The 23,754-nt window shown below is 65.4% G+C and carries 26 protein-coding genes and 1 tRNA gene; 14 read left to right on the plus strand and 13 right to left on the minus strand.

Features of this window, described 5'->3' with window-relative positions; genetic code table 11:
• Positions 1–140: 140 nt before the first annotated feature.
• From K408_RS0100050 to mnmA, 4 genes are all read right to left on the minus strand, one after another.
• Positions 141–217, minus strand: a tRNA-Met gene (locus tag K408_RS0100050).
• A 298-nt stretch (positions 218–515) separates the two neighbouring features.
• Positions 516–872 carry a hypothetical protein gene (locus K408_RS0100055; protein WP_024337750.1) on the minus strand — a complete coding sequence of 119 codons (357 nt, stop codon included), beginning with the start codon at positions 870–872 and terminating at the stop codon, positions 516–518.
• Between the two features lie 134 nt (positions 873–1,006).
• Complete coding sequence (locus K408_RS0100060; protein ID WP_024337749.1) at positions 1,007–1,645, minus strand: class I SAM-dependent methyltransferase; 639 nt, start codon at positions 1,643–1,645, stop codon at positions 1,007–1,009.
• Between the two features lie 248 nt (positions 1,646–1,893).
• Positions 1,894–3,075: a tRNA 2-thiouridine(34) synthase MnmA gene (mnmA, locus tag K408_RS0100065; protein WP_024337748.1), complete on the minus strand. Its 1,182-nt coding sequence runs from the start codon at positions 3,073–3,075 to the stop codon at positions 1,894–1,896.
• A 347-nt stretch (positions 3,076–3,422) separates the two neighbouring features.
• Between mnmA and K408_RS0100070 the strand changes: the two genes are divergently transcribed.
• From K408_RS0100070 to K408_RS0100110, 9 genes are all read left to right on the plus strand, one after another.
• Complete coding sequence (locus tag K408_RS0100070) at positions 3,423–5,021, plus strand: flagellar hook-length control protein FliK (RefSeq protein WP_024337747.1); 1,599 nt, start codon at positions 3,423–3,425, stop codon at positions 5,019–5,021.
• 13 nt (positions 5,022–5,034) lie between these two features.
• A complete protein-coding gene (locus K408_RS0100075) occupies positions 5,035–5,742 on the plus strand; it encodes a flagellar hook assembly protein FlgD (RefSeq protein WP_024337746.1) in 708 nt (235 codons plus the stop codon).
• A gap of 265 nt (positions 5,743–6,007) precedes the next feature.
• Complete coding sequence (sciP, locus tag K408_RS0100080) at positions 6,008–6,283, plus strand: CtrA inhibitor SciP (RefSeq protein ID WP_002714638.1); 276 nt, start codon at positions 6,008–6,010, stop codon at positions 6,281–6,283.
• Positions 6,284–6,462: 179 nt separating this feature from the next.
• Positions 6,463–8,076 carry a flagellar basal-body MS-ring/collar protein FliF gene (gene fliF, locus K408_RS0100085; RefSeq protein ID WP_024337745.1) on the plus strand — a complete coding sequence of 538 codons (1,614 nt, stop codon included), beginning with the start codon at positions 6,463–6,465 and terminating at the stop codon, positions 8,074–8,076.
• A gap of 18 nt (positions 8,077–8,094) precedes the next feature.
• Positions 8,095–9,189 carry a flagellar motor switch protein FliG gene (fliG, locus tag K408_RS0100090; protein ID WP_024337744.1) on the plus strand — a complete coding sequence of 365 codons (1,095 nt, stop codon included), beginning with the start codon at positions 8,095–8,097 and terminating at the stop codon, positions 9,187–9,189.
• The gene (locus K408_RS0100095; protein WP_024337743.1) at positions 9,189–9,812 is read left to right on the plus strand and encodes a FliH/SctL family protein; all 624 of its coding nucleotides are present in this window, start codon (positions 9,189–9,191) and stop codon (positions 9,810–9,812) included. The genes fliG and K408_RS0100095 overlap by 1 nt, the downstream gene beginning before the upstream one ends.
• A 3-nt stretch (positions 9,813–9,815) precedes the next feature.
• Positions 9,816–10,166 (plus strand): flagellar motor switch protein FliN, encoded by a 351-nt coding sequence (gene fliN / locus K408_RS0100100; protein WP_024337742.1) that lies wholly within the window; start codon positions 9,816–9,818, stop codon positions 10,164–10,166.
• Positions 10,167–10,215: 49 nt separating this feature from the next.
• On the plus strand, positions 10,216–11,601 hold the full coding sequence (flbD, locus tag K408_RS0100105) for a sigma-54-dependent transcriptional regulator FlbD (protein WP_024337741.1): 1,386 nt from the start codon (positions 10,216–10,218) through the stop codon (positions 11,599–11,601).
• 218 nt (positions 11,602–11,819) lie between these two features.
• The gene (locus tag K408_RS0100110) at positions 11,820–12,968 is read left to right on the plus strand and encodes a M20 family metallopeptidase (protein WP_024337740.1); all 1,149 of its coding nucleotides are present in this window, start codon (positions 11,820–11,822) and stop codon (positions 12,966–12,968) included.
• Positions 12,969–13,028: 60 nt separating this feature from the next.
• Here K408_RS0100110 and K408_RS42580 read toward each other — a convergent pair whose 3' ends face one another.
• From K408_RS42580 to K408_RS0100125, 3 genes are all read right to left on the minus strand, one after another.
• Positions 13,029–13,184, minus strand: coding sequence for a hypothetical protein (locus tag K408_RS42580; RefSeq protein WP_024337739.1), 156 nt, complete (start codon positions 13,182–13,184; stop codon positions 13,029–13,031).
• A 43-nt stretch (positions 13,185–13,227) separates the two neighbouring features.
• A complete protein-coding gene (locus K408_RS42585) occupies positions 13,228–13,443 on the minus strand; it encodes a hypothetical protein (RefSeq protein WP_024337738.1) in 216 nt (71 codons plus the stop codon).
• A gap of 124 nt (positions 13,444–13,567) precedes the next feature.
• Positions 13,568–14,734 carry a cytochrome P450 gene (locus tag K408_RS0100125; RefSeq protein ID WP_024337737.1) on the minus strand — a complete coding sequence of 389 codons (1,167 nt, stop codon included), beginning with the start codon at positions 14,732–14,734 and terminating at the stop codon, positions 13,568–13,570.
• Positions 14,735–14,948: 214 nt separating this feature from the next.
• Here K408_RS0100125 and K408_RS0100130 point away from each other — a divergent pair, with 214 nt between their 5' ends.
• On the plus strand, positions 14,949–15,296 hold the full coding sequence (locus tag K408_RS0100130) for a response regulator (protein ID WP_024337736.1): 348 nt from the start codon (positions 14,949–14,951) through the stop codon (positions 15,294–15,296).
• A gap of 113 nt (positions 15,297–15,409) precedes the next feature.
• Here K408_RS0100130 and K408_RS0100135 read toward each other — a convergent pair whose 3' ends face one another.
• Both K408_RS0100135 and K408_RS0100140 read right to left on the minus strand, forming a co-directional pair.
• On the minus strand, positions 15,410–15,673 hold the full coding sequence (locus K408_RS0100135) for a DUF2934 domain-containing protein (protein WP_024337735.1): 264 nt from the start codon (positions 15,671–15,673) through the stop codon (positions 15,410–15,412).
• Positions 15,674–15,685: 12 nt separating this feature from the next.
• The gene (locus tag K408_RS0100140) at positions 15,686–16,030 is read right to left on the minus strand and encodes a hypothetical protein (RefSeq protein ID WP_155248275.1); all 345 of its coding nucleotides are present in this window, start codon (positions 16,028–16,030) and stop codon (positions 15,686–15,688) included.
• Between the two features lie 305 nt (positions 16,031–16,335).
• On the opposite strand from K408_RS0100140, the gene K408_RS41805 reads away from it, so the two are divergent.
• Both K408_RS41805 and K408_RS0100150 read left to right on the plus strand, forming a co-directional pair.
• Entirely contained in the window at positions 16,336–16,503 is a 168-nt protein-coding gene (locus K408_RS41805; RefSeq protein WP_155248274.1) for a hypothetical protein, read from the plus strand.
• Positions 16,504–16,564: 61 nt separating this feature from the next.
• Positions 16,565–16,771: a hypothetical protein gene (locus tag K408_RS0100150; protein WP_024337733.1), complete on the plus strand. Its 207-nt coding sequence runs from the start codon at positions 16,565–16,567 to the stop codon at positions 16,769–16,771.
• 312 nt (positions 16,772–17,083) lie between these two features.
• Here the strand turns inward: K408_RS0100150 and K408_RS0100155 are convergent, their stop codons facing one another.
• Positions 17,084–17,833: a helix-turn-helix transcriptional regulator gene (locus tag K408_RS0100155; protein ID WP_024337732.1), complete on the minus strand. Its 750-nt coding sequence runs from the start codon at positions 17,831–17,833 to the stop codon at positions 17,084–17,086.
• 134 nt (positions 17,834–17,967) lie between these two features.
• The gene (locus K408_RS43230) at positions 17,968–18,342 is read right to left on the minus strand and encodes a hypothetical protein (protein WP_230646630.1); all 375 of its coding nucleotides are present in this window, start codon (positions 18,340–18,342) and stop codon (positions 17,968–17,970) included.
• Between the two features lie 619 nt (positions 18,343–18,961).
• On the opposite strand from K408_RS43230, the gene K408_RS0100170 reads away from it, so the two are divergent.
• Positions 18,962–20,236 (plus strand): SDR family oxidoreductase, encoded by a 1,275-nt coding sequence (locus K408_RS0100170; RefSeq protein ID WP_024337729.1) that lies wholly within the window; start codon positions 18,962–18,964, stop codon positions 20,234–20,236.
• Positions 20,236–20,715 carry a DUF2269 family protein gene (locus tag K408_RS0100175; RefSeq protein ID WP_024337728.1) on the plus strand — a complete coding sequence of 160 codons (480 nt, stop codon included), beginning with the start codon at positions 20,236–20,238 and terminating at the stop codon, positions 20,713–20,715. Before K408_RS0100170 ends, K408_RS0100175 begins: the two co-directional genes overlap by 1 nt.
• A gap of 59 nt (positions 20,716–20,774) precedes the next feature.
• On the opposite strand, the gene K408_RS0100180 is transcribed toward K408_RS0100175, so the two are convergent.
• Positions 20,775–21,575, minus strand: a complete 801-nt coding sequence (locus K408_RS0100180) for a DsbA family protein (RefSeq protein ID WP_035697743.1) — start codon at positions 21,573–21,575, stop codon at positions 20,775–20,777.
• Positions 21,576–21,615: 40 nt separating this feature from the next.
• The gene (locus K408_RS42590; RefSeq protein WP_024337726.1) at positions 21,616–23,736 is read right to left on the minus strand and encodes a hypothetical protein; all 2,121 of its coding nucleotides are present in this window, start codon (positions 23,734–23,736) and stop codon (positions 21,616–21,618) included.
• Positions 23,737–23,754 lie beyond the last annotated feature (18 nt).

The raw sequence follows: 23,754 nt of genomic DNA on the forward strand, positions 1-23,754 counted from the left end.
TTGGCCGATTCCAGGTCGCTTGTGCACAGCGTCATCGTTCACCCGAAAGAGCCTCGGGAAGGCTTCGACGTCAAGGGAAAGCTGGCCGCTCTGGTCGGCGGAGGACTCTTCCGAGGCCCACCACAACAGTGGGTTATACGTGGTAGCGGGGGAGGGACTCGAACCCCCGACCCCAGGATTATGATTCCCGTGCTCTAACCAGCTGAGCTACCCCGCCACAGGGATCGCGGCGGCGAATAAGGCCGATCTCGCGAACGCGCGGCATATAAGGAAGGGGGCGGCGGGAAGTCAAGCAAAGCGGCGGCCTTTTCCGCCATCGCCAGGGCTGTGGCGGGACGCGCCGCCTGGTGAATACGGACCTCTTTTCAACGGGTTCGTCATGGCCGGCCAGCTAGTCCCGGCCATACCCCACCTTCAGTCGCGGCCAAGAACGCGGATGCCCGGGGCAAGCCCGGGCATGACGGTCTGGGATGCGAAACCGGCTTCCGCCTTCGCTCAAGCTTCGGCGGGACAGGCTATTTCGGCCTCACATTCGGGTCGCCGCCGGGGCTGCCGGGGGGCGGGATGACCGGGGTGTTGCTGTCGGTGCTGGGCGCGGGGGCGTGCATGTCGGGATCGACGCCCGAGGGCGGGCAGAGCACGCCGTCCGTCTTGGCGAGCTTGTCTCCGAGCGGTTCCCGGGACTGGCCGGTGGTGGTGCCGTCGGGGGTGGTGGCCAGCCGATCGGATGGGGCACAGCCGGCGGCGCGTTGCGGGGATGGCGGCGCGGTTGCTTGCGGCGGCGTCGCTGGGGCGGGCGGCGCCTGCGCGATCGCGGCGCCGGAGGCGGCGATCAGGAGGCTTGCCAGGATGATATTCGATGTCGTGCTCATGAGAAGGAAACGCGCGGGGCAGGCGGGCCGTTCCCCAGGCGGAGTGCGATCTAATCGGGGTTCGATCGGAGCCAGCCGCGGGCGAACTCCACCCTCCCCTCCGGTGAGCTGCGCACTGCCCGTGTCGCTCGCAGCTACGCTTTGCGGTAGCGGATCAGGGAGAAGTGGCCCATCGGGGGCATCGGGCGGCGCTCGGTGAGCGTGACGCCACCGTGTCTTGCGGCCCAGTTCGCGAGGCGCGCCCAGGGGAATTCCGGGCGCCAGCCGAGGCGGCGAGCGATCGGGGCGAAGGCGAGCTCGAACAGCTTTCGCGGGCCGCTCTCGGCGCCGATGTGGTTGACCAGGATCAGCTCGCCGCCGGGCCGGAGCACGCGCACGAACTCGTCGAGCGTGCCTTCGGGATCAGGCACGGCGGTGATGACGTATTGCGCGACCACCGCGTCGAAGAAATCATCGGGGAAGGCGAGGTTCTTCGCGTCCATCACCGAGAGCACTTCGACGTTGGAGAGACGAAGCGCGCGCACGCGCGCTTGCGCCTTGCGCAGCATCGGCTCGGAAATGTCGACGCCACAAACTTTCGTCGTGCGCGCATAGTCCGAGAGCGAGAGGCCCGTGCCGACGCCGACGTCGAGCACACGACCGCCAATGCGGTCGGCCTCCGCGATGGTCGACTGCCGTCCGGCATCGAACACCTTGCCGAACACGAGATCATAGACTGGCGCCCAGCGGCCATAGGCCTTCTCGACCCCAGCCCGCGAGATGTCTGCTGCCATGCCCCCCTGCCCTGTGCGTTTCTAGAGTGTGATGCGCGCTGGTGAAATCGATACCGGCTCCGCGCTCGGCCTAGCGCCTGTCCCGCTTGCGGGAGAGGTCGACACGCTCGCAAGAGCGTGGCGGGTGAGAGCTTCTTCCTCTCGCGACGAATCGATGATGGACAGAGCCCCATCCCCTACCATCTCCTGCAGGCGGGAGAGGGGGCGCACCGTCGCTGCGGTGACAGGCGGGCTCGATCTCATCGTGCTCAGCCGCGAACCGCTTCCACCAGCGGGCGCGATGTCGCGTCTCCGACCTTCGCGGCGGCGCTCTGGATGAAGCCGCCGCCGAGCACGCGCGCCTGTCCCGAGGGCGCATCGTAGAACACGCAGGCCTGGCCGGGCGAGACGCCTTCCTCGCCGGCGACGAGTTCGACCTCGTAGCGGCCGTTGCCGCCGCGCAGCCAGGCCGGCTGCGGGCTGCGGGTCGAGCGCACGCGCACGAACATCTCTAACCCGCCGCCGATGGCGCAGTCGATGTCGCCGTCGCCGATCCAGTTGACGTCGCGCAAGGAGATGCGGTGCATCTTCAACGCATCGCGCGGGCCGACGACGACGCGGCGGTGCGCCGCGTCGAGCCGCACCACGAACAGCGGCGAGCCGGAGGCGATGCCGAGGCCGCGGCGCTGGCCGACGGTGAAATTGGCGATGCCGTTGTGCCGGCCGAGCACGCGTCCGTCCAGATCGACGATGTCACCGGGATCCATCGCATTCGGCCGCAGGCGCGTGATGATGTCGGTGTAGCGCCCCGTAGGCACGAAGCAGATGTCCTGGCTGTCGTGCTTGTCGGCGACCGCAAGCCCGAAGCGACGCGCAAGCTCGCGCGTCTGCGGCTTGGTCATGTCGCCGAGCGGAAAGCGCAGGAAGTCGAGCTGCTCGCGCGTGGTCGCGAACAGGAAGTAGCTCTGGTCGCGGTCGCTATCGGCCGCACAGACCAGCGCGCGCGAGCCGTCATCCAGACGACGCGAGGCGACATAATGGCCGGTGGCGAGCGCGTGCGCCCCGAGCTCACGCGCGGTCTTCAGGAGGTCGCGGAATTTTACGCTGCGGTTGCACTCGATGCACGGCACCGGCGTCTCGCCTAGCGCGTAGGAATCGGCGAAGTTGTCGATGACGGACTCGCGAAAGCGATCCTCGTAGTCGAGCACGTAATGGGGAATGCCGAGCTTGGCCGCGACGTCGCGGGCGTCGTGGATGTCCTGACCGGCGCAGCAGGCGCCCTTGCGGTGAGTCGCCGCGCCATGGTCGTAGAGCTGCAATGTGATGCCGACGACGTCATAGCCCTCCGCCTTCAGCAGCGCAGCCGTCGTCGAGGAATCGACGCCGCCCGACATGGCGACGACGACCCTGGTGTCCTCGGGACGGCCTTCGAGATCCAGACTGTTGAGCATGGGCCTAAGCGTTGTGACGGCGTCGTGGCGCGAACTGCGATTCCTGTGCCTTCTCGCGGGACATCGGCGATCTCCCGGAACTTTTGTTCCCGAAGCGCAGACTGCCCAAGTCGAAAGCGGCTGAGAGTAGCCTCTTTAATATAGGCGGCCTTCCGGTGAAGCAATCACGCGGGCACCCTGCTTAGGGCAATTCTTGCCGGGCCGGCAGAAACGACGGTGCTGCGGGGTCTTGCTGGGCTGCGGCGCCACGCGCACATGATGTTGATTCTACTATATAAATTGCCGCAACGGGACGCTGGCCCGCTCCTTGCTACCCCTTGTCCGAAGTTGTTTCCAAGGGGTCGCCGGTGGTTGGTCGAACGTCAGATGTCGTGGCAAGCGTGCAGGTCCCGAGCGCGCAGCAAAAGCCTGCGCGGAGCCAAGGGCCGAAAGACGCGTCTGCGAACGACTCCTTCGGCTCGCTGGTCGACAGCAACACTCAGGCGATCAACAACAATGCGCAGGTGCAGGACCCCGCGCCGCGACGGAGCGAATCCAAGTCATCCTCCCCGTCCTTCGACCGGAGCGCGCGCGACACCTCATCGACGGACCAGCCTTCGCAGAGCAAGGCGAGCGACGACGTCGACACGCCTGTGCCGGCGAAGAATGACAAGAGCGAGGCGACCAGCGATCCGGCCAAGGATGCCGGCAAGGCCAAGGACAAGTCGGAGACGTCGGACGCCAAACCGGCGGACAAATCCGAGGAGACCGACGCTGACAAGACTGACGGCACGCCCGTCACCGGCGCCGATGCGGGCGCCGCCGCGGCGGCCGATGCGACGCAGACCGCCCTGCCCGATCCCGGCATTATCGTTGCCGCGCCGGCCGTGGCGGTCGATCCGAACGCGGCGGCCAACCAGGCCAGCGATGCCGCTTCGCCACTATCGATCGCCGCGGCAGGTCTTGCCGCCAGTGCCTCCACTGCGGCCCAGATCGCCGGCACCAAGACCGATACCGCCAAGACGAGCGACCAGAGCGCCAAGGTCGCAGGCGCCGAGGTCGATGCCGACACCACGGCGACCCTCGGCGAGGCCGCGACCGGCACGGACGAAGCCGCCACGGCCGATGCGAAAGCCAATGGCGGATTGATCGCCGTCAGTCAGGGCACGCCGAAGACCTCGTTCAAGGATGCTGTCGCGGCGCAGGCCCAGACCGATGTCTCCAATATCGGCCAGGACAGCGGCACGGCGAACGCCGCCACGACGCAGGCACCGGCTGCGAGCGCCGCACATGCAGAAGGTGTCAAGCCGCAGGCAGATGGCGGAGCGATCGAGGCGAAAGCGGGGGCGGCCGACCGCACCGCCGATCTGGCCCACGGCGCGCCGGCCACACACGCGCATGCGGGCACACAAGCGGCCGTCACTCCGACCGATAGCGGCGCGCAGGCGGGTTCCGCCGTGCAGGCCCCGCTGACCAATACCACCTCGGCCGCCACGGCATCGACCGCGACGCTCACCGCAACCGCGGCCACCGCGACGGCCGTGCCGATCAGCGGCGTGCCGATCGAGATCGCGGCCGCCATACGCGCCGGCAGGTCCCGGTTCGACATCAGCCTCGATCCGGCCGAGCTCGGCCGCATCGACGTGCGCATCAACGTCGACCGCAACGGGCAGGTCACTTCGCATCTGACGGTGGAGAAGCCGGAGACGCTGCAGATGCTGCGTCAGGACGCGCCGCAATTGCAGCGCGCGCTCGACGATGCGGGCTTCAAGACCGGCAGTAACGGGCTGTCCTTCAGCCTGCGCGATCAGAACACATCGGGCCAGAATTCCGGCCAGAACAACGACCATGGCGGCAACGCCCGCCGGCTGATCATCAGCGAGGACGAAGCCGTCGCTGCCGCGCCCGTTGGGCGCGGTTACGGTCGCATGCTCGGATCGAGCAGCGGCGTCGATATCAGAGTGTGAGGAGTATTCGATCATGACCACCACGAATGCCGCCACCGCACCGTCGGTCGTCTCCGGGACGACCGACATCCCGAAATCCTCGTCGAACTCGTCGATGAGCTCGACCACCGGGTCGACCCTCGCCGGCAACTTCCAGACCTTCCTGACGCTGCTGACGACGCAGTTGCAGAATCAGAACCCGCTGGATCCGCTCGACACCAACCAGTTCACCCAGCAATTGGTGCAGTTCGCCGGCGTCGAGCAGCAGCTCAAGACCAACGAGTCGCTGGCCCAGCTCGTCAGCCTGCAGCAGACCACGCAGGCAACTCAGGCGCTGGGCTTCGTCGGCAAGACCGCCTTGGTCGACGGCTCGACCGCAACCATGACCAACTCGTCGGCGGTCTGGCACCTCAACGTGCCGACCGACTCCACCGTCGAGATCTCCATCGCCAATTCGAGCGGCCAGACCGTGTTCAATGGCAAATACACCGCCGCCGCCGGCACCGACATTCCCTTCACCTGGAACGGCATGGGCAATGACGGCACGCAATGGCCCGACGGCAAGTACACGATCTCGGCCACGGGGAAGGACGTGGCGAACAATAATGTCGGCATCGCCGCGCAGGTGCAGGGCGTGGTGTCGTCGGTCGACCTGACCCAGTCGCCGCCGCTGCTCACCATCGACGGTGCCAGCTACACGATGAGCCAGGTCAAGAGCATCATCGCGACAAGCAGCTATTGAGGCTCGCAGCATCTCTCCCAGCGGGGAAAAGGCGGATCAGAGTTCCGGGCTCGCGCCGACCCCGCAAGCGTCGTTCCGCGTTAGCAAAGCATTTACCTTCTGCCCCGCTCAGCCGGCCGAGATCACCTCTCCCGCCCGCGAGACGGCCGTGTTCCCGCAAGTTTCAACGAGAATTGTATTGAAGCCTTAGGCTTAGCGGATTTTTAAGCCGCGGGGCGTAGGGTTACGGGCGTGAGTTCAGTGGTTGAGAGTTTGTGAGTACGCCATGACAGAACCCCATCGCCCGAGGGTAAAATACGTCATCGGGCCGGACGGTAGTCCGTTGACGATCGCGGATCTGCCTGCACCCGGCACCAAACGCTGGGTCATCCGCCGCAAGGCCGAAGTCGTCGCCGCTGTCCGTGGTGGACTTCTCTCCCTCGAGGAGGCCTGCAGCCGTTATACCCTGACGGTCGACGAATTCCTCTCCTGGCAGTTTTCCATCGACCAGCACGGTCTGGCGGGTCTTCGCACCACCCGCATCCAGCAATATCGCCAGTAAGCGATCCGGAATCTGCTGCTTTTGACGAAAATCGGCCTCGCTTTGCGAGGCCGATTTTTTTCATGATGCACTTTTGTCCGACCTCTTAATCTTCGTTAACCATATCGAAACCATCACCTAGGCAATAATTGCCCAGTCGGCCTTTCCAGTGAAAGCGGCCGAATCTGTGGGGCGGTTGCTTGCAAGGGCTTGCGGACTTTCTGAAGAGTATCGGCGCCGCCCGGTTCGGGGCGATGATCGCGGTCACCGCCGCGCTCATCGGCTTCTTCGCCTTCGTCATCATGCGCGTCACCACGCCGCAGATGACGACGCTGTTCACGGACCTGTCCGTCGAGGATTCCTCCAGCATCATCAAGGACCTGGAACGCCAAGGCATCCAGTTCGAGATCCGCAACGAGGGCTCCATCATCATGGTGCCCAAGGACAAGGTCACGCGCCTCAGGATGAAGCTCGCCGAGGGCGGGCTGCCCAAGGGCGGCGGCGTCGGCTACGAGGTGTTCGACAAGTCGGACGCGCTCGGCACTACCTCCTTCGTCCAGAACATCAATCACCTCCGCGCGCTGGAGGGCGAGCTCGCCCGCACCATCCGCGCCATCGACCGCATCCAGGCCGCCCGCGTCCATCTCGTGCTGCCCGAGCGCCCGCTATTCGCGCGCGAGGCGCCGGAGCCTTCGGCCTCGATCGTGGTGCGCGTCCGCGGCTCGCTGGAAGCCCAGCAGATCCGGGCCGTCCGCCATCTCGTCGCCTCCGCCGTCAACGGGTTGAAGCCACAGCGGGTCTCGATCGTCGACGAGGCCGGCCAGCTGCTCGCGGACGGCGCGGCGACCGATCCGGAGCAGGCGGTCGGCGACGAACGCCGCATCTCCTTCGAAAAGCGCATGCGCAAGCAGGTCGAGGACATCGTGTCCTCCGTCGTCGGCTCCGGCCGCGCCCGCGTGCAGCTCTCCGCCGATTTCGACTTCAACAAGGTCACCCAGACCTCGGACAAGTTCGACCCCGAAGGCCGCGTGCTACGCTCGAGCCAGACCCGCGAAGAGCAGAGCATGACCGCCGACAACAACGGCCAGGTCACCGTCAATAACGAGCTGCCCGGCAACCAGCAGAACAACGGCGTCGCGCCCAAGGACCAGAGCAAGAAGACCGAAGAGACGAACAACTACGAGATCTCCCGCACCACCAAGACCGAGGTGACCGAAGCCGGCCGGGTCAACCGCATCTCGGTCGCGGTGCTGGTCGACGGCATCTACACCAAGAACGACAAGGGCGAGCTGGCCTATCAGGACCGCACCAAGGAGCAGCTCGACCGCATCGCCGCCCTGGTGCGTTCGGCCATCGGCTTCGACCAGAAGCGCGGCGACCAGGTCGAGGTCGTCAACCTGCGCTTCGCCGACGCCCCCTCCACTGCACCGATCGGCGAACCCGGCGGCCTTCTTGGCATGCTGCAGTTCACCAAGGACGACGTCATGTACTTCGTCGAACTCGGGGTGATGATGCTGCTCGGCCTGGTCGTGCTGTTCCTGGTGATCCGGCCGCTGGTCAAGCGCATCCTCGCCTCGGACGAGGTCGCCGCCGCCATCTCCGGCGTGCTGACGGGCCCCGCCGCTTCGGAAGAGGCCGCGCCGGCGGCGGGCCAGCCGCTGCTGCCGAGCGGCGCCGCCAGCGCGATCGACGTCGCCACGGTTCAGGGCCAGGTCCACGCCCAGTCTGTTCATCGCGTCGGCGAACTGGCCGAGCGCAACCCCAACGAGACCGTCGCCATCGTCCGCCAGTGGCTGAGCGAATCCGCAAAGTGATACGAGAAGTGAACTGACATGGCCGCCTCCCTGCAAAACGCCAATTCCAACGACATCACCAGCGTGATCTCCACGCTCGGCCAGCGCGCCGGCAGCCGTGCAGGCGGGCCCAGGACCGAAGGGCTGACCGGACCGAAGCGTGCCGCGATCCTGATGCTGGCGCTCGGCGAGCAATATGGCGGCAAGATCTGGAGCCTGCTCGACGACGACGAGGTGCGCCAGCTCTCGCTGGAGATGTCGACGCTCGGCACCGTCGAGGTCGAAACCGTCGAGGACATGCTGCTCGAATTCGTCTCGCGCATGTCGGCGTCGGGCGCGCTGATGGGCAATTTCGACGCCACCGAGCGCCTGCTCCAGCAATACCTGCCGCCGGAGCGCGTCAACGGCATCATGGACGAGATCCGCGGCCCGGCGGGCCGTAACATGTGGGAGAAGCTCTCCAACGTGCAGGAGGAGGTTCTCGCCAACTATCTCAAGAACGAATACCCGCAGACCATCGCGGTGGTGCTGTCGAAGCTGAAGTCGGAGCACGCCGCCCGCGTTCTCAGCATCCTGCCCGAGGAGCTCGCGCTCGACGTCGTCAACCGCATGCTGAAGATGGAGGCGGTGCAAAAGGAGGTGATCGAGAGCGTGGAGAAGACGCTGCGCACCGAGTTCATGTCCAACCTGTCACAGACCCGCCGCCGCGATGCCCACGAGGTCATGGCCGAAATCTTCAACAATTTCGATCGACAGACCGAAACCCGCTTCATCACCTCGCTGGAAGAGGACAATCGTGAATCGGCCGAGCGCATCAAGGCGCTGATGTTCACCTTCGACGACCTCGTGAAGCTCGATTCCGGCTCCGCCCAGACCCTGATGCGCAACGTCGACAAGGACAAGCTCGGCGTCGCGCTCAAGAGCGCCAACGAGGACGTCCGCAACTTCTTCTTCGGCAACATGTCCTCGCGCGCGGCCAAGATGCTCCAGGACGACATGGCGGCGATGGGTCCGGTGCGCCTGCGCGACGTCGACGAGGCCCAGGCGCTTCTGGTCAACCTCGCCAAGGACCTCGCCGCCAAGGGCGAGATCATGCTGACCAAGAACCGCGCCGACGACGAGCTGGTGTACTGATGGCCGCTCCGGCAAAATTCCTGTTCGATACCGATTTCGCGGCGCCCGAGCGGACGACGCGCGAGAAGGCGGCGACTGCGGCCGAGATCGCCCAGAAGGTCGCCGAAGCCGAAGCGCGCGCCTATCAGGAAGGCTTTGCCGCCGGCCAACGCGAGGCCAAGGCCGAGAGCGACCGCCGCGTCGCGCTCGCCATGGAAGAGATCAACATCGGAATCCGGGGCCTCGCCTCCGGCATCTCCAACATCGAGACCAAGATGGAGACCGAGGCGGTCGAGGTCGCCGTCGCGGTGGCGCGCAAATTGTGCGCCGATCTGGTCGCAGCCGAGCCGCTCGGCGAGGTCATCGCGCTGGTCAAGGACTGCTTCTCGCATCTGGTCGCGACACCGCATCTCGTCGTCCGCATCAACGATGCGCTCTACGACGCCGCGCGCGAGAAGATCGAGCGGCTCGCCAAGCAGAGCGGCTTCGAGGGCCGGCTGGTGATCCTGGCCGAGCCGGAAATTGCCACCGGCGACTGCCGGATCGAATGGGCCGATGGCGGCGTCGTGCTGGAGCGCGGCGCCATCATGGCCAAGATCGATGAAATGGTCGGACGCTATATCGCGTCCCGCAGGGGGAATTAAGCCATGAGCGATACCGAGGGACAGGTCCCGCTGCCCGATCTCAACGGCCCGATGCCCCCTGGAGGCACCGACGTTGGCTACAACGAGGACGAATATGCGGCACGCGCCGCCGCCGACCTCGAAGCGGTATTCGACGTGCCGGTACAGGTCTCGGCCGTGCTCGGCCGCTCCAAGATGGACGTCGGCGAGCTCCTCAAGCTCGGACCGGGCACCGTCCTCGAACTCGACCGGCGCGTCGGCGAGGCCATCGACATCTACGTCAACAACAAGCTGGTCGCTCGCGGCGAGGTCGTCCTGGTCGAGGACAAGCTCGGCGTGACCATGACGGAAATCATCAAGGCCGAGCGCGGCTAGCACAAGGACATGACGCGCGGCAGCGCGAGCAGACGGACAGGAGACTGACATGCGGCTTCTCATCGTTGGCACATTGAAGGGCCAGCTCACCACCGCCACCAAGATCGCGATGGAGAACGGCGCCACCGTGACCCATGCCGAAGATCACGAGCAGGCGATGCGCGTGCTGCGCGGCGGCAAGGGAGCCGACCTCCTGCTGGTCGACGTCGCCCTCGACATCCGCGATCTCGTGCTGCGGCTGGAGGCCGAGCACATCCACGCCCCGATCGTCGCCTGCGGCATCACCAACGATGCCCGCGCCGCGGTTGCCGCGATCCATGCCGGCGCCAAGGAATACATCCCGCTGCCGCCGGATCCGGAGCTGATCGCGGCGGTGCTCGCCGCCGTCGCCAACGATTCCCGCGAGCTGGTCTATCGCGACGAAGCGATGGCAAAGGTAATCAAGCTCGCCCAGCAAATCGCGGGGTCGGACGCCTCGGTGATGATCACCGGCGAATCCGGAACCGGCAAGGAAGTGCTGGCCCGCTACGTCCACACCCGCTCGGCGCGCGCCAAGCGTCCGTTCATCTCGATCAACTGCGCCGCGATCCCCGAGCACCTCCTGGAATCCGAGCTGTTCGGCCACGAGAAGGGCGCTTTCACCGGCGCGGTCGCGCGGCGCATCGGCAAGTTCGAGGAGGCGACCGGCGGCACGCTGCTGCTCGACGAAATCTCGGAGATGGACGTCCGCCTGCAATCCAAGCTCCTGCGCGCCATCCAGGAGCGGGTGATCGACCGCGTCGGCGGCACCAGGCCGGTGCCCGTGGACATCCGCATCATCGCGACGTCGAATCGCAACCTGGCCGAGGCCGTGCGCGAGGGCACGTTCCGCGAGGACCTCCTGTTCCGCCTCAACGTGGTGAACCTGAAGATCCCGCCGCTGCGCGAGCGCCCCGCCGACATCCTGGAGCTCGCCCAGCATTTCGTGAAGAAGTACGCCGAGGCCAATGGCGTGCCGCTGCGCCCGATCTCGGCGGAAGCCCGCCGGGTGCTCACCGCCAACCGCTGGCAGGGCAACGTCCGCGAGCTTGAAAACACCATGCACCGCGCGGTGCTGATGGCGCAGGGCGACGAGATCGGTCCTGATGCCATCATCACGCCGGACGGCGACCGCCTGGACCTCGCCAAGACGCCCCCGGCCGTGGCGCATGCCACCATGGCCGCCGAGCAGGTGACGCGCGCGCTCGTGGGCCGCACCGTGGCCGATGTGGAACGCGACCTCATCCTGGAGACGCTGAAGCACTGCCTCGGCAATCGCACCCATGCCGCGAACATCCTCGGCATTTCGATCCGCACCTTGCGCAACAAGCTCAACGAATATGCCGACGGCGGCATCCCGATCCCGCCTGCGGGCACGCCGGGTGAGTATCCGCGGATGCCGATGGTGGGGGCGTAGAGGCGCCCACGACCATCGAAAGATGTGAATGCCCGGGCTGGTCCCGGGCATCTTGTTTTGGCGACGAGACAACCACGGGCGCAACCCCCTCGGTGTCGCGGTAGGGGTTCCCGCGTTCGCGGGGACGACCCTGGTCGGCATGGCGGCACCGCATCCGGCGACTAGGTCGCACCTGCGTCAGGCCATATAACGCTGCGTGAGAACACACGAGGGACCGCATGTCTGAAGCTCAAGTAACGAACTGGCTGGCATCGCAGCGGCAAGCGATGATCGATCTCTTGCGCGATGTCGTGAACATCGATTCCGGGTCCTACGACAAGGAAGGCGTCGATGCGGTCGGTGCGCGGTTCGAGCGGCATTTCGCCGAGCACGGCATTCCGTGCCGGCGCGAGAGCCACGACACCTTCGGCGATGCGATCCATGCCGAGGTCGCAAAGCCCGGCAGCAACGAAAAGCCGGTGCTGTTGATGGGGCACCGCGACACCGTGTTCGGCAAGGGCGAGGCCGGGCGCCGTCCGTTCACGATCCGGGATGGCCGCGCCTATGGACCGGGTGTCGCCGACATGAAGTCCGGCCTCGTCATGAACGTGTTCGTGGCCACCGCCTTCCACAAGTTCGGCGGCAATCCGCATCCGATCAAGGTGCTGATCACCTCGGACGAGGAGATCGGCTCACCCTCCTCGCGGCCCGTGATCGAGCGCGAGGGGCGCGCCGCGCGCGCCGTTTTCAATTCCGAGCCGGGACGTCCGACCGGCAACGTCGTCACGGGACGCAAGGGCGGCATCTTCATGCACATGGCCATCACCGGCAAGGCCGCGCATTCCGGCGCCAACTTCGCCGCTGGCGTCAGCGCGATCGGCGAGCTCGCCCACAAGATCGTGCAGATCCACGCGCTGACAGATCTCGACAAGGGCATCACGCTCAATGTCGGCCTCGTCTCGGGCGGCCAGTCCGTCAACACCACCGCGCCCTATGCCGAGGGCCAGATTGACCTGCGCTACGTCGATCCGGCGGATCGCGCGAAGGTGATGGCTGCGATCGAAACAATCGTCGCGACGTCCTACCTGCCGGGCACCAGCGCAACGCTCACGATCAAGGGCGAGTTCGTGCCGGTGGTGCAGAGCGCAGAGTCGAAGGCGCTGTTCGAGAATTACCAGGCTGCCGCAAGAGATGTCGGCCTCACCACGCTCCAGGGCGAGTTCTCCGGCGGCTGCGCAGATTCCGGCTTCACTGCCGCCGTGGGAACACCGACCATCTGCGGCCTTGGCCCGGTCGGCGGTCTCGCGCACACGCCGGAAGAATATCTCGAGGTCGAGAGCATCGTGCCACGCGCGCAGGCGCTGGCGCTGGCGATCCTGCGGGGGTAGTCGCGGCACACCCCGCCGTCATGCCCGGGCTTGCCCGGCCATGACGAGGAGAGAGTGCCGTCACGAATAGCTCGGCGCGTCGGGCTTGCGGAAGATGTGGATGGGGTCGCCCGGCACGATCGGCGAGCCTGAGAACATCGCATAGGCATAGAGCGCGAGATAGGCGATCGCGATCGCGCCGATGGCGTAGAAGGCCCAGGTCGCGACGCGCTTCATCGTTTCGCTCCATTGCCGTTCGGCGGGAAGGCTCGGGGCGCTTCTAGAGCGATGATGGGAAAAAGGCCAGCCTTTCGCCAACCCGCGCGGCGATCAAATGCCGCGGCAGGCTGCGTGCGGGAACGCCGACATCTGCAATCCTGGCGGCGTCTACGTCCTGGTTCACCGCCACGTCCTGGCCGCGCCAGCAGGCCGGCGCCGCAGTCGCGTCGAACGTGACAAACGCCGGCCCGAACCAAGAACGCGAAAACAACCCCATGCACAGTAGCCAAGGTCTTGCCAGGAAATGCTTATTCGAATTTTGCGAATGTCGCTTTGACCTGTCGGGCAAAACAGTGGCAGAATGTCACCATGCCGCGGAAGGGATGGCAGGCCCTCGGCAGCTAGTGCCGCCATGTCACCGGCAGATTCTGCAGCCCGCGGAAGGCCCAGCCGCCGATTCGCACCGGCTCGTCGTCAGCGATCTCGATCCGGCTGGCGCGCGCGAACACCGTCGGCAGCGCGACGTCCGCAATCATGGCGCGGGAGGCAAACGCGCCGGCGCAGAAATGCGGGCCCGCGCCGAAGGCGACGCTCTTGGAGGTGTCGCGACGCACGTCGAACGCATCGGCGCGCTCGAAATGCTTCTCGTCGCGATTGGCGGAGCCGAACATCAGGAAGACGCGCTCATCCAGCTCGAACGAGACGTCGCGGATCATCCAGGGCTTTGCGATCCGCCGGGGCGACATGCCGATCGGCGAGATCCAGCGGGCATATTCCTCGAAGGCCTGCAGCCAGGACACTTCACCGCGCAGGACGAGATCGAGCTGCTCGGGATGGGTGAGCAGCGCCCAGACCGTGCCGGCGATCGCCTTGCGCGGCTCGTTCTGCCCGCCCGAGATCGCGAGCTTCACATTGGCGCGCACGCTCTCCATCGGCATGCCGGAGGCCAGGAGGACGCCGAGGATGCTCTGGTCGGGATGTTTGCGCATCACAGGCAGGATGTCGTCGATCGCGGCATCGATGCCTGATGTCGCCGCATGGCAGCGCGCCTCGACTTCGGGGTCGCCGGCATAATTGGCGATGCCCTCGATCATGCCTTGCGACCACGCGTCGATGTCCTGGTAGCCGATGTTGATGAGGCCCGTAATCGACTTCAGGCATTCGCCGGAGAACGGCAGCGCGAAGTCGCGCATGAAGTCGATGCGCCCGGGCTCGAGGCGATCCAGGATGCGATCCGCGTGGGCCTGGAACTGCGCGGTCCAGTGCGCCTTCACCGTCTTCGGCGACACCGTCGGAAACATCGCGCGGCGCTCGACCAGATGCGCCTCGCCGTCCTTGCGCATCATGTTGTGGCCCATCAGCCGGTTCATCAGGCCTGCGGGCTGGTGCGAGGAGAACACATCGATCTGCTTCTCCGAGATCGAGATGTCGTCGCGGCTCGTCAGCAGTGTCGATCCGAGCTGCGGCACGAAGGCGATCGGCGCCTCCTTGCGCATCCTGGCGAGCATCGGATAAGGATCGGCCCAGAATGCGGCGGGATCGATGTCGATGCGCGGCGCGGTGCTCAAGCTTCGCTCCCTTGCTGTGTTGCGTCGAGACTAGCGCCTTCCGGAGCCGCCGTCTGTCCCCAGCAATTGGGACAGGCGTCCCAAGGCTGTCGGCGAGGCGCCTGCAGCACCTCGCGGGGAACGGCCGGAACATATCGGCGTTTGATCAAGATGCCTCACCATCTCTCAGCCTGGCGAGCCCAGATAAAGAGAACCTGCCGGCCGGGAGATTGATTTGCAAATTCTGGTAGTCGAAGACGAAGATCTGATTCGCGACGTGGTCGTGGACATTCTGGAGAGTCAGGGCCACGAAGTTCTCCAGGCCGAGAGCGGGGAGCGCGCGCTACAGCTCTGCGCCGAAGTCACTCCGGACCTGATTTTCACCGACGTAAAGCTGCCGGGCCCGCTTTCCGGATGGGACGTCGCCATAAGATGCCGGGAGAGCCATCCCGGCATTCCCGTCATCTACTCAACGGGACACACCCACTCCGCTCCGCGACCGGTGTCAGGAAGCATCATGCTCCACAAGCCCTACCGTCTCGAGCGACTTCTGGAGTCTATCCAGACGCTGACAGGCCGGTAGCTCGCCGCCGTCACTTTGGATTGCCCACAATCAGCGGCCGGTACGGCCGCTGTAGGCCGGGCAAGCCCAGCTCCGAAGCCGGGCGAGCGGCGTTCGGCTGCAGTCGGGGAGCCTCAGTCTGGATCGGCCATCTCGCCCGGAATGTGCTGCTCGCCCTGGTCGGTGAGCGTTGGAAACTCGCCCTGGTTCGCCCAGGCTTCCACCGGCTCGACGGTGTCACTTATGACGGGTCTCTGCATCGCCGGTTTGGCGTCTTCGAATGCGATGGCCATGCGCGCGAGCTCCCAATGGACGTCTGCTTTTCCCTCCGGTTGGCCTTCGTCGCACCACATGCGATGCGCGCGGTCACGTATTCTCTGTTCCAGATCGTCGGTCATGATGCCCGCACCTCAGATGATCTTTGGCATCGAATCGGCTCGGTCAAACACCGGCTCCTCCAGGTCGAGGTTCTCCTCTTCGTCCTCTGCTGCAGCACGCACCGCTTCTTCTGTCTCACTCAGTCCGTCGGTGGTCTCGTTCGCTCCCATACCGGGCTGGGGCTGCCCGGTTACATCGCTCCTCGGCCGAGCCCCGACCGGCTGGTTGACGTCAGCAACGGATGGAGACGCCGGATCGGCGCCGAGATCGTCTTCTCGGCCCGCGATGCCGGGCAGAAGCACTTGATCAGATCCCCGCACTTGTGCCGTGTTGGCGTATTGCGGTTCCATTGAATTGTTGTGTTCGTCGCGAGCCAACGATGCGTTCCTATCTTTCATGTGTCATCGCTCTGTCGTGTATTAGCGCTCTGCCGTTCTCATCGTTCCTATGGCCACGCGAGTGGCGGAGATGCCTGGGCCGCTCGGCGAGGCGCCCTCCACTCGGGAGTCAGCCACCCTTACACGCGGCATCTTCTGAACCGCACGTGTTCAAGGGCGTGCCTCGCCTGCAGCGGGCCACAGCTGCGGCGCCGCCCAGGTAAGGTTGATCGGTGAGGTTAATTCAAGCCGGCGTTTGCCCATCGCGGCCGTCCTGGGTACTCGTGAGACAAGCAGGGAATGACATGCTCGACAGGACCGACCAGCACGCGCTGCTGAAGGCCGATCGCCGCAACGCTAGCGGCTATGCCCTCGCGTTGGCATTTTTCGGCGCCGTGGGCATCGTCATGACAGCCTGGATTGCCGCAATCGTTTGGGTCAGCTGGCACCTGATCGCGTGGATATTTCAGTAGGAAGTGCGCCGGTCACACCATGAGTGAGTTTGAAGGGCTTTCCGACCATTTCATCTTGCGAATGTACGAGTTCATCCGCAACGAGGTGCAAGCCGACGCGTTGGCCGGCACCCGGCTGGTCGGCCTGCCTGCCAGGCGTCGCGCAGATCATCTTTTCAGGGAAATCGAGCGTCGCGGGCTTTTCTGCAGGCCGATCGAATGGCCCGAGCATTTGGCTGACAGCTCGTGCGAGCCGGCCGACTGGTCGCTTCAGAGGATCGCGAACTGATTGCTTTCGGCTCGTCTCGCGCAATTGTGCGCGACAAGGCAGCGCGCCGGGCAACATTGATTCACGAGACGCAAAGCATCGGACCGAACACCATCGCACAAGTGTTCACATGTGAACATGCGCCGACATGGAACCAGCCTAACCTCGAGGCCTCGGCTGGATTCGCCTCCGTGCCGAAGCGTTCGCGGCCTCAGCTCATAATCCTTGGGTTGAGGCCGCCTCCTTTCCTCCCAAGTCGACAACCGGCCCCCTGAGCGGGCGCGCGCCCACTGCACAGGGACAAGAAGACATCGCGGAGCTCAGGTTCACGCCTCAGTTCAGCCGAGGGGCGAGCAGGCGAAGCACGATCGCAAACAGCTCGCTCTGCGAGGAGATGCCGAGCCTCTCATAAGCGCGCTTGCGGTAGGTCAAGGTCGAATGCAGGCTGATGCCGAGCTCGTTGGAGATCGCCTCGGAGCTGAAGCCTTCGAGGATGCGGCGACAGACATCCCGCTCGCGCGGCGTAAGACCGGCGAGTGGAGCGCAGGTGGCGAACATTTCGGCGAGAGAGCGCTCGGGTGCTGCGTTATGCTGAAAATGCCGCGCAACACTCGCAGCGATCGCCGGCGCCATCGTCTCGAGCCGCTCGCGCTGCGCAGCGCTGAAGCGCCCCTGCGCTGCGATGCGGTAAAAATTGACATAGAAGCAGGTACCGCTGACCCAGATCGCGGTCGCGCATTTGTCGACGATGCCGGAATCCTGGAAGAAGATCTTCCGGTAGCGCGCGCCGTACATGCGCGGCGCAAACGCCGGAAGCATGATCGGCGCATTGCCCTCGCCTTCGAACAGGGCATCGCGGTTGGGATCGAATTCATGGAACTGTCCGGCATAGGCCGCGCCGAGATCGCCGCCGATCGCGATGCTGCCTGCGTCGAGCATGCAGCTCGCCGCACCGGCCCGGCTCAGCGCGAACACCATGCAATGGCCGACGCCGGCCTGCCGGCGCAACGTGTCGATTAGGACTTTCGGGAAATCAGGGCGACCGATGGCCAGCACCGCGGGCGCGACGTCCCCTTCCGCCAACCCCGAGCATGAGCCTCTCCCGCGCGACCGCATCGCTTCCTCCTTCAGCTTTGCCGCGCATTCTAGCAACAACTGCCAAGCGCCGGAAGCCGGTGGCGTTACGACAGCAAGCGAGGGATCGGAAGCCTTCTCGATCAGCGCGGCGAGCTCGGGCCGCGAATCCAGCTTTCAAGTGCGACGGCAGCTTCCGCCTCGCGGGCCTTTTGCAGCAGGAGATCGCGATCGTGTCCCGGCGCCATCCCTTGTGCCCTGGATTTGGCGAGGGTGGCGGACGCAAGCAGGCGTTCGGTCAAGCTCTGCGTTTGTTTGACCCGTCGGCGTTTCTTGGTTCGGTCTTGCATGATCACGTTCTCACTAGGAATTTGTTCTGTCCGATGCGGTGGCCCATTCGATCGACGATGAAGCGGCCGAGCGACATGCGCCCGCACTGCCTTTTCATACTTGCCAAGGTCGGCGCAGACCTCGTCGAGGACCAGGCGCAGCATTGCCGTTGTTTGCCGATTGAACATGGCCCCTCTCGGGATGGCTCATCACCCTGTACCGGGACAGCCCCGCTCGGACATTTACATTGTTAAAGACGGCTTCGATGTCTGCCTCGACGCCGTCTTTTCGGTGCACCGGCGCAAGCGCAGGAAGCGCGTCAGAACTCATCGACCCGTGCGAGGCAGCCTGCACTCAGCAGGTCAATCCAGCAGCCGCGCCAAGCTCCAGCTCCAGCGGGTCGCGCTCGCCGCGCCGAGTGAGATAGAGCAGGTTGAGCGCGACCTGGCGCCGGTTGCGAGGTGTGCGCATTCGGCTTGGAAGCGAGTCAACGACCAGATCGTAGGTCGCTCCGAGCAACGACAGTTCTTCGGGAGAAAGAACATTCGGTCCGAGCATTTCGATAATGTCCGCTCTTCTGTGTGATGCCTCATCAATCACACGACCGGGACGCGAGGCTTTATCATTTGAGATCTTTGCAGTTTATTTTTCCCTGCACCTCGCTCGGCGGGAGATCGTCGTCCAGGGTGGACACGGTGCCCCGGGTTCCGGGGCGAGGAACGATTGCATCGGGCCCGCTTTGTCGTCGCATCCTCATTCCGGTCGGCCCTTTGTCGCTACCCAGGTTGCTATTGGAGGCACGAGGCAATGCGCATTCTTCTCGTCGGGGGAACGGGACTTATCGGGTCGGCAATCCACGCCAAGCTGTCAGCGGAGGGGCACGATTGCATCCTGGTGTCGCGTCATCCGGCGGCAGCACGCGATCGACGCCACATCACGCTCGACATCACCCAGGCCACCGATCCGTCCAAATGGAAGGGGCTTCTCTCCGGCGTCGATGCCGTGATCAATGCGGCCGGTGCGCTGCAGGGTCAGGACATGCAAGGCGTTCATGTCGCCGGCAGCGCGGCGCTCTACGCGGCCTGTGAAAGCGCGGGTGTCCGCCGGGTGATCCTGTTCTCGGCGATCGGCAGCAATGTCGATGCTCCGAGCGCGTTTTCGCGCAGCAAGCGCGATGGCGAAGCCGCCTTGATGGCGCGGGATCTCGACTGGGTCGTGCTGCGTCCTTCCGTCGTGGTGGGCCGGCCCGCCTATGGCGGCAGCGCGCTGCTGCGAGGTCTTGCGGCGCTCCCGGTTCTGCCGGTCATGCCCGAGACGGCAGCCATTCAACCGGTGCATCTGGACGATGTCGTCGAGACGGTGCTGTTCTTCCTGCAACCCGGCGCTCCCTCCCGTATCGCGCTCGATCTTGCCGGCCCACGGCAGATCGCCTTCAGCGACGCCGTCGCGCTGTTTCGCGCCTGGCTGCGCTGGAGGCCGGCCTACCGCCTGCACCTGCCGTCCTGGCTGGCCTCGGCCGCCTACCGCGCGGGTGACGTCGCGCAGGTGCTGGGCTGGCGAACGCCCATCAACGCCACCGCACAGGCAGAAATGCGGCGCGGCGCGGCGGGCGATCCCGAGCCCTGGCGCCAGATGACCGGTTTGAGGCCGCGCGATCTCGAGGTCGCGCTCGCACGCGAACCCGCCTCGGTGCAGGAACGCTGGTTTGCGCGCCTCTATGCGCTCAAGCCGCTGATCTTCGGCGTCTTCGGCCTGTTCTGGATCGCCACGGGCATCATTTCGCTGAGCGCCGGGTGGAACATCGGCATGTCGTTGCTGCGGGAAGGCGGGCTGCAGGAGAACGCCGCGGCGCTCACCGTCACTGCAGGCGCGCTAGCCGACATCGCTATCGGCCTCGCCATTCTCTGGCGACCTCTGAGCCGCTACGGGTTGTGGGCGGCATTGATCATTTCGCTCAGCTATGCCGTGATCGGCACGGCGCTGGTGCCGCGGCTGTGGGCCGATCCGTTGGGACCGATGCTGAAGATCTGGCCGGTGATCATGCTCAACCTGGTCGCCATGGCGATCCGGGAGGATCGCTGATGCTCTACTTCCTGGTGAAGATGGCGCACATCATCGGCGCTGCGGTCCTGCTCGGCACCGGGGCCGGCATCGCCTTCTTCATGCTCGTCGCGCATCTGCGCGGCGATCCGCGCGAAATCGCGGGCGTCGCGCGGACAGTGGTGCTGGCCGACTTCCTGTTCACCGCGAGTGCGGTGATCCTGCAGCCGATCACCGGCACATGGCTCGCCTGGTCGAGCGGGTACTCCCTCGGCGACGGTTGGATTGCGGCCTCGATCGCACTGTATCTCGTGACCGGCGCCTTCTGGCTGCCGGTGGTGTGGATGCAGATGCAGATGCGCGATCTCGCCGTCGCGGCGGTCGCGAGCAACAGCGAATTGCCGGCCCGGTATCACCAGCTCTTCCGATGGTGGTTCGCATTCGGCTACCCGGCCTTTGCAGCCGTGCTGATCATCTTCTGGCTCATGATCGCACGCCCGGCGATTCCATACTGGGATTGATCGGCGCGTGTCTTCACAGGTGCCGCCGGATCTCAGACAGCGGCGCAGGGCCCCCGCGCCTATCTCGATCGCTCCGCCGCGATCTTTTCCTTCAGGCCTGCCGCGCCGATGGCGCCTGCAACGACCGTGTCGCCGATGACATAAGCGGGCGTGCCTTTGATGCCGACCGCCCGGGCGAGCGCGGCGTTCTCCTCCAAGGTCAGCCGGACTTCCTCGCTCGAGAGGTCCCGCTCCAGCCGCGCCATGTCGAGCCCTTCCTCGCGGGCAGCGGCGAGCGCGCTCGCACGGTCCGCCGGGCCGCGGCCGCCGAGCAGCCGGCGGTGGAACGCGAGGTACTTCTCCCCGGTCCGATCCTGCATCCGGACCGCGACTGCGACGCCTGCTGCCTCGGTCGAGGCAGCACCGAGGATTGGAAGCTCCTTGAGCACGATGCGCAGGTCTCGATCTTCCTGCAGCAGGACCAACGTGTCGGACAGAGCGCGCCGGCAATAGCCGCAATTGTAGTCGAAGAATTCCACCAGCGTGACCCGGCCATCGGGCTTGCCCAGCACCACCTGGCGCGGCGAATTGAACAGCGCCGCCGCGTTGCCGTCGATCGCTGCCTTTCGATCCGCCGGCGCAGGGCGCGCCGCCGCGGGCGCCCGTTTGGTGATCAGCTCGGTCAGCGCGTCCCGCAGGATTTCGGGATGGTCCTTCAGATAGTCCTTGACGATGCGCTGCACGTCCTCGGGGTGCGCATCGAGATAGTCCTTCACGACGGCCTCGATTTCTGCACGCGTCGTTTCGGCCGCCGCAGGCGCACCGAACAGGGCTGCACAGAGGACGGGCCACACGGCCAACATCCGTTTCCATCGCGTCATGACGGTTCCTACCTCTCGTCGCTGCATCAACGGACTCCTGCTAGTTCCGGGGAGCGGCCGCCCCTGGCCTCAGTCGCATCGGTGCTTCGCGCACAGGCGCTGGCCGACGCACTCCCGCAGGAGGAGCAGGCCTTGCAGCCGGAGGAGCAAACCTCGGTCCCGGAGGCGCAACCCTCGGCGGCGCAGGCAAGCGGATACAGGCGGTCCCGGCAGCGTTCGGCACCAGACCTGGCCGGCATCGAAGCGGCGGTCGGGCGGTCCGCCCGGGCAACATCGGAACGATCGCGGGCCCGGTGGGCCGACCGGCGGCAATGCAGACATTGCGCTCCGCATTGGCAACGCTCCCTCCCGGGCAGCGCATGCAGGCCGCCGGATTCTTGGGGTCATTGATGTAGTTCGGGCCCAAGGTCGAGCAGTCTTTCAGCGGCAGATGCTGAAGGCTCGGCGCAACACACTTGCCGCCCTCCAGACGCTGCCCTGTCGGACAGATGCATGCGTTCTTGGCTGCATTGAGCGTTGCCCCGGCAGGGCACGCGCAGGCACCGGATGCCGCGTCGAAATGCGCCCCGGCCGGGCAGGCACAGGCGAAGACCGTGCCTGGAGCTCCCGGCAACGGGACCTTGGTGGCTCCTTTTGCGCAGACGCACACGTCGCCCTGCAGCACCTGGTTCTCGCCGCAACCGCAATGACCCGGCACGACCTGCATGCCCTGGCCCGGCGACGGGCCGGTCACACTCTTCTTTTCGGTCGGAATGTAGATCTGGGTCGGCGGGCAGCTCTTGCAGGCGTGCGGATTGTCCGGGTCCTGGTAGGAACCGGGCGCACAGTTGAGATCGAAGCACCGGGTCGCGCCGGCCTTCGAGTACGTACCGTCCGGGCACGGCAGACAGACGCCCTTGCTGCTGTCGGGGCTCTCATAACTTGGGGCGGTGTTGTCCGGGCAGGTCTGGCATTGCGTGGCGGTCGGATCGGACATTTGGTCCTTGCCGAGCATCAGCCCGCCCATGATCTGCCCCGGTGCGCAGGCCGGAATGCAGGACTTGTGATCGGCGGACACCTTCTGACCGAACGCGCAGGCCTCGCACTGACCGCAGCTGCCGGAGAAATAGACCGACTTGCTGTTGGACGGGCAGGCAACGCATTTGCCCTTCTCGAAGATCTCACCTGCCGCGTTGTTGCAGGGTGGGTTGCAGGTGAGCTTGTTCGCGCTTGGCTGGGTACAGAGTGGACAGGCCTCGCACCGTCCCTCCGTCAGAACGCCGCCCTGCACCTTGAAGGGCACGTATCTCTCGGTGGCGCCGCAGGCTTTGCAGCCTCCGGCATAGTCCGATTGCGTGCCGAACGGGCATTGACAGAAGCCGCCGGAATAGACGAACGGCGCGTTGCACGAGAATGTGCAGGACTCCAAGACCTTCATCTTGGCATCGGAATAGCCGGGGAGATAGAGCCAGAAGGCATCCTCTGAATAGCCCGACTTGCAGGCGCATTCCCCGTTGTTGCCGACCGTCGCATTGGCGATGCTCTCGCAAGGCACGCAATTGCCGTTCCTGTCGGACTGTTGCCCAGAGGGACAGGAGTAATTGTAGTTCGCCTCGACGTAATCGCTGTCCTCGCAACCGAGTGAAAGATGCTTGCAGGTCCAAGCCTCGATCGCGTCAAACGCCCTCGCGGCGGGGTTGCCCGGCAAGCAGTCGTAGTGAACCGTGAAACCCGCGATCACGATCGGCTCGCATCCGACGGCTTCCGCCACGTCATTAACGCACTGCCCGAAGCTGGACTCGTTGGCAATGTTGAGGTCCTTGGTCTTGCACGCGCAGCGCACGAACTGCAAAGCGTCCGAAATATAGCTGGCGTATTGGGACAGATCGGCCATGTCCTGTTGCGACAGGAACGGCGCGAGCTTGGCCATGAGGTCCTCGACCTTGGCGGGTATGTCGACGCAAATCGGGCTGACGTCCACGCCCTGCTTGACGTCGAAGGTGAGCGCGGCGGCCAGCACGGCGACCGCGTAGCATTCGTACTGGTTCTTGCAGACGGGCTCGCACTCGATCGTCGTCGCCACCGCCTGCTTGAAGGCGGCCACCATATCTTCGAAATTGCAGCCGGCGCGGACCGGCGATGCGGACAGCAGCACCGTCAAGGCGAACAGGATCGGGAGCATCCAAGTCCGGAGGCGCCG

The organism is Bradyrhizobium sp. in8p8 (assembly GCF_000426845.1).
Classification (GTDB): domain Bacteria; phylum Pseudomonadota; class Alphaproteobacteria; order Rhizobiales; family Xanthobacteraceae; genus Bradyrhizobium; species Bradyrhizobium japonicum_C.

Excerpts from the sequence above, each read along its gene's own strand:
- sciP (WP_002714638.1), top strand. The coding sequence starts at position 6,008 with ATGACAGAACCCCATCGCCCGAGGGTAAAATACGTCATCGGGCCGGAC.
- K408_RS0100095 (WP_024337743.1), top strand. The coding sequence starts at position 9,189 with ATGGCCGCTCCGGCAAAATTCCTGTTCGATACCGATTTCGCGGCGCCC.
- fliN (WP_024337742.1), top strand. The coding sequence starts at position 9,816 with ATGAGCGATACCGAGGGACAGGTCCCGCTGCCCGATCTCAACGGCCCG.
- K408_RS42585 (WP_024337738.1), bottom strand. The coding sequence starts at position 13,443 with ATGGGGTTGTTTTCGCGTTCTTGGTTCGGGCCGGCGTTTGTCACGTTC.
- K408_RS0100110 (WP_024337740.1), top strand. The coding sequence starts at position 11,820 with ATGTCTGAAGCTCAAGTAACGAACTGGCTGGCATCGCAGCGGCAAGCG.
- flbD (WP_024337741.1), top strand. The coding sequence starts at position 10,216 with ATGCGGCTTCTCATCGTTGGCACATTGAAGGGCCAGCTCACCACCGCC.
- K408_RS0100060 (WP_024337749.1), bottom strand. The coding sequence starts at position 1,645 with ATGGCAGCAGACATCTCGCGGGCTGGGGTCGAGAAGGCCTATGGCCGC.
- K408_RS0100180 (WP_035697743.1), bottom strand. The coding sequence starts at position 21,575 with ATGACGCGATGGAAACGGATGTTGGCCGTGTGGCCCGTCCTCTGTGCA.
- K408_RS0100055 (WP_024337750.1), bottom strand. The coding sequence starts at position 872 with ATGAGCACGACATCGAATATCATCCTGGCAAGCCTCCTGATCGCCGCC.
- fliG (WP_024337744.1), top strand. The coding sequence starts at position 8,095 with ATGGCCGCCTCCCTGCAAAACGCCAATTCCAACGACATCACCAGCGTG.
- K408_RS0100150 (WP_024337733.1), top strand. The coding sequence starts at position 16,565 with ATGTACGAGTTCATCCGCAACGAGGTGCAAGCCGACGCGTTGGCCGGC.
- K408_RS0100170 (WP_024337729.1), top strand. The coding sequence starts at position 18,962 with ATGCGCATTCTTCTCGTCGGGGGAACGGGACTTATCGGGTCGGCAATC.
- K408_RS0100075 (WP_024337746.1), top strand. The coding sequence starts at position 5,035 with ATGACCACCACGAATGCCGCCACCGCACCGTCGGTCGTCTCCGGGACG.
- K408_RS0100135 (WP_024337735.1), bottom strand. The coding sequence starts at position 15,673 with ATGACCGACGATCTGGAACAGAGAATACGTGACCGCGCGCATCGCATG.
- K408_RS42580 (WP_024337739.1), bottom strand. The coding sequence starts at position 13,184 with ATGAAGCGCGTCGCGACCTGGGCCTTCTACGCCATCGGCGCGATCGCG.
- K408_RS42590 (WP_024337726.1), bottom strand. The coding sequence starts at position 23,736 with ATGCTCCCGATCCTGTTCGCCTTGACGGTGCTGCTGTCCGCATCGCCG.
- mnmA (WP_024337748.1), bottom strand. The coding sequence starts at position 3,075 with ATGCTCAACAGTCTGGATCTCGAAGGCCGTCCCGAGGACACCAGGGTC.
- K408_RS43230 (WP_230646630.1), bottom strand. The coding sequence starts at position 18,342 with ATGTTCAATCGGCAAACAACGGCAATGCTGCGCCTGGTCCTCGACGAG.
- K408_RS0100175 (WP_024337728.1), top strand. The coding sequence starts at position 20,236 with ATGCTCTACTTCCTGGTGAAGATGGCGCACATCATCGGCGCTGCGGTC.
- K408_RS41805 (WP_155248274.1), top strand. The coding sequence starts at position 16,336 with ATGCTCGACAGGACCGACCAGCACGCGCTGCTGAAGGCCGATCGCCGC.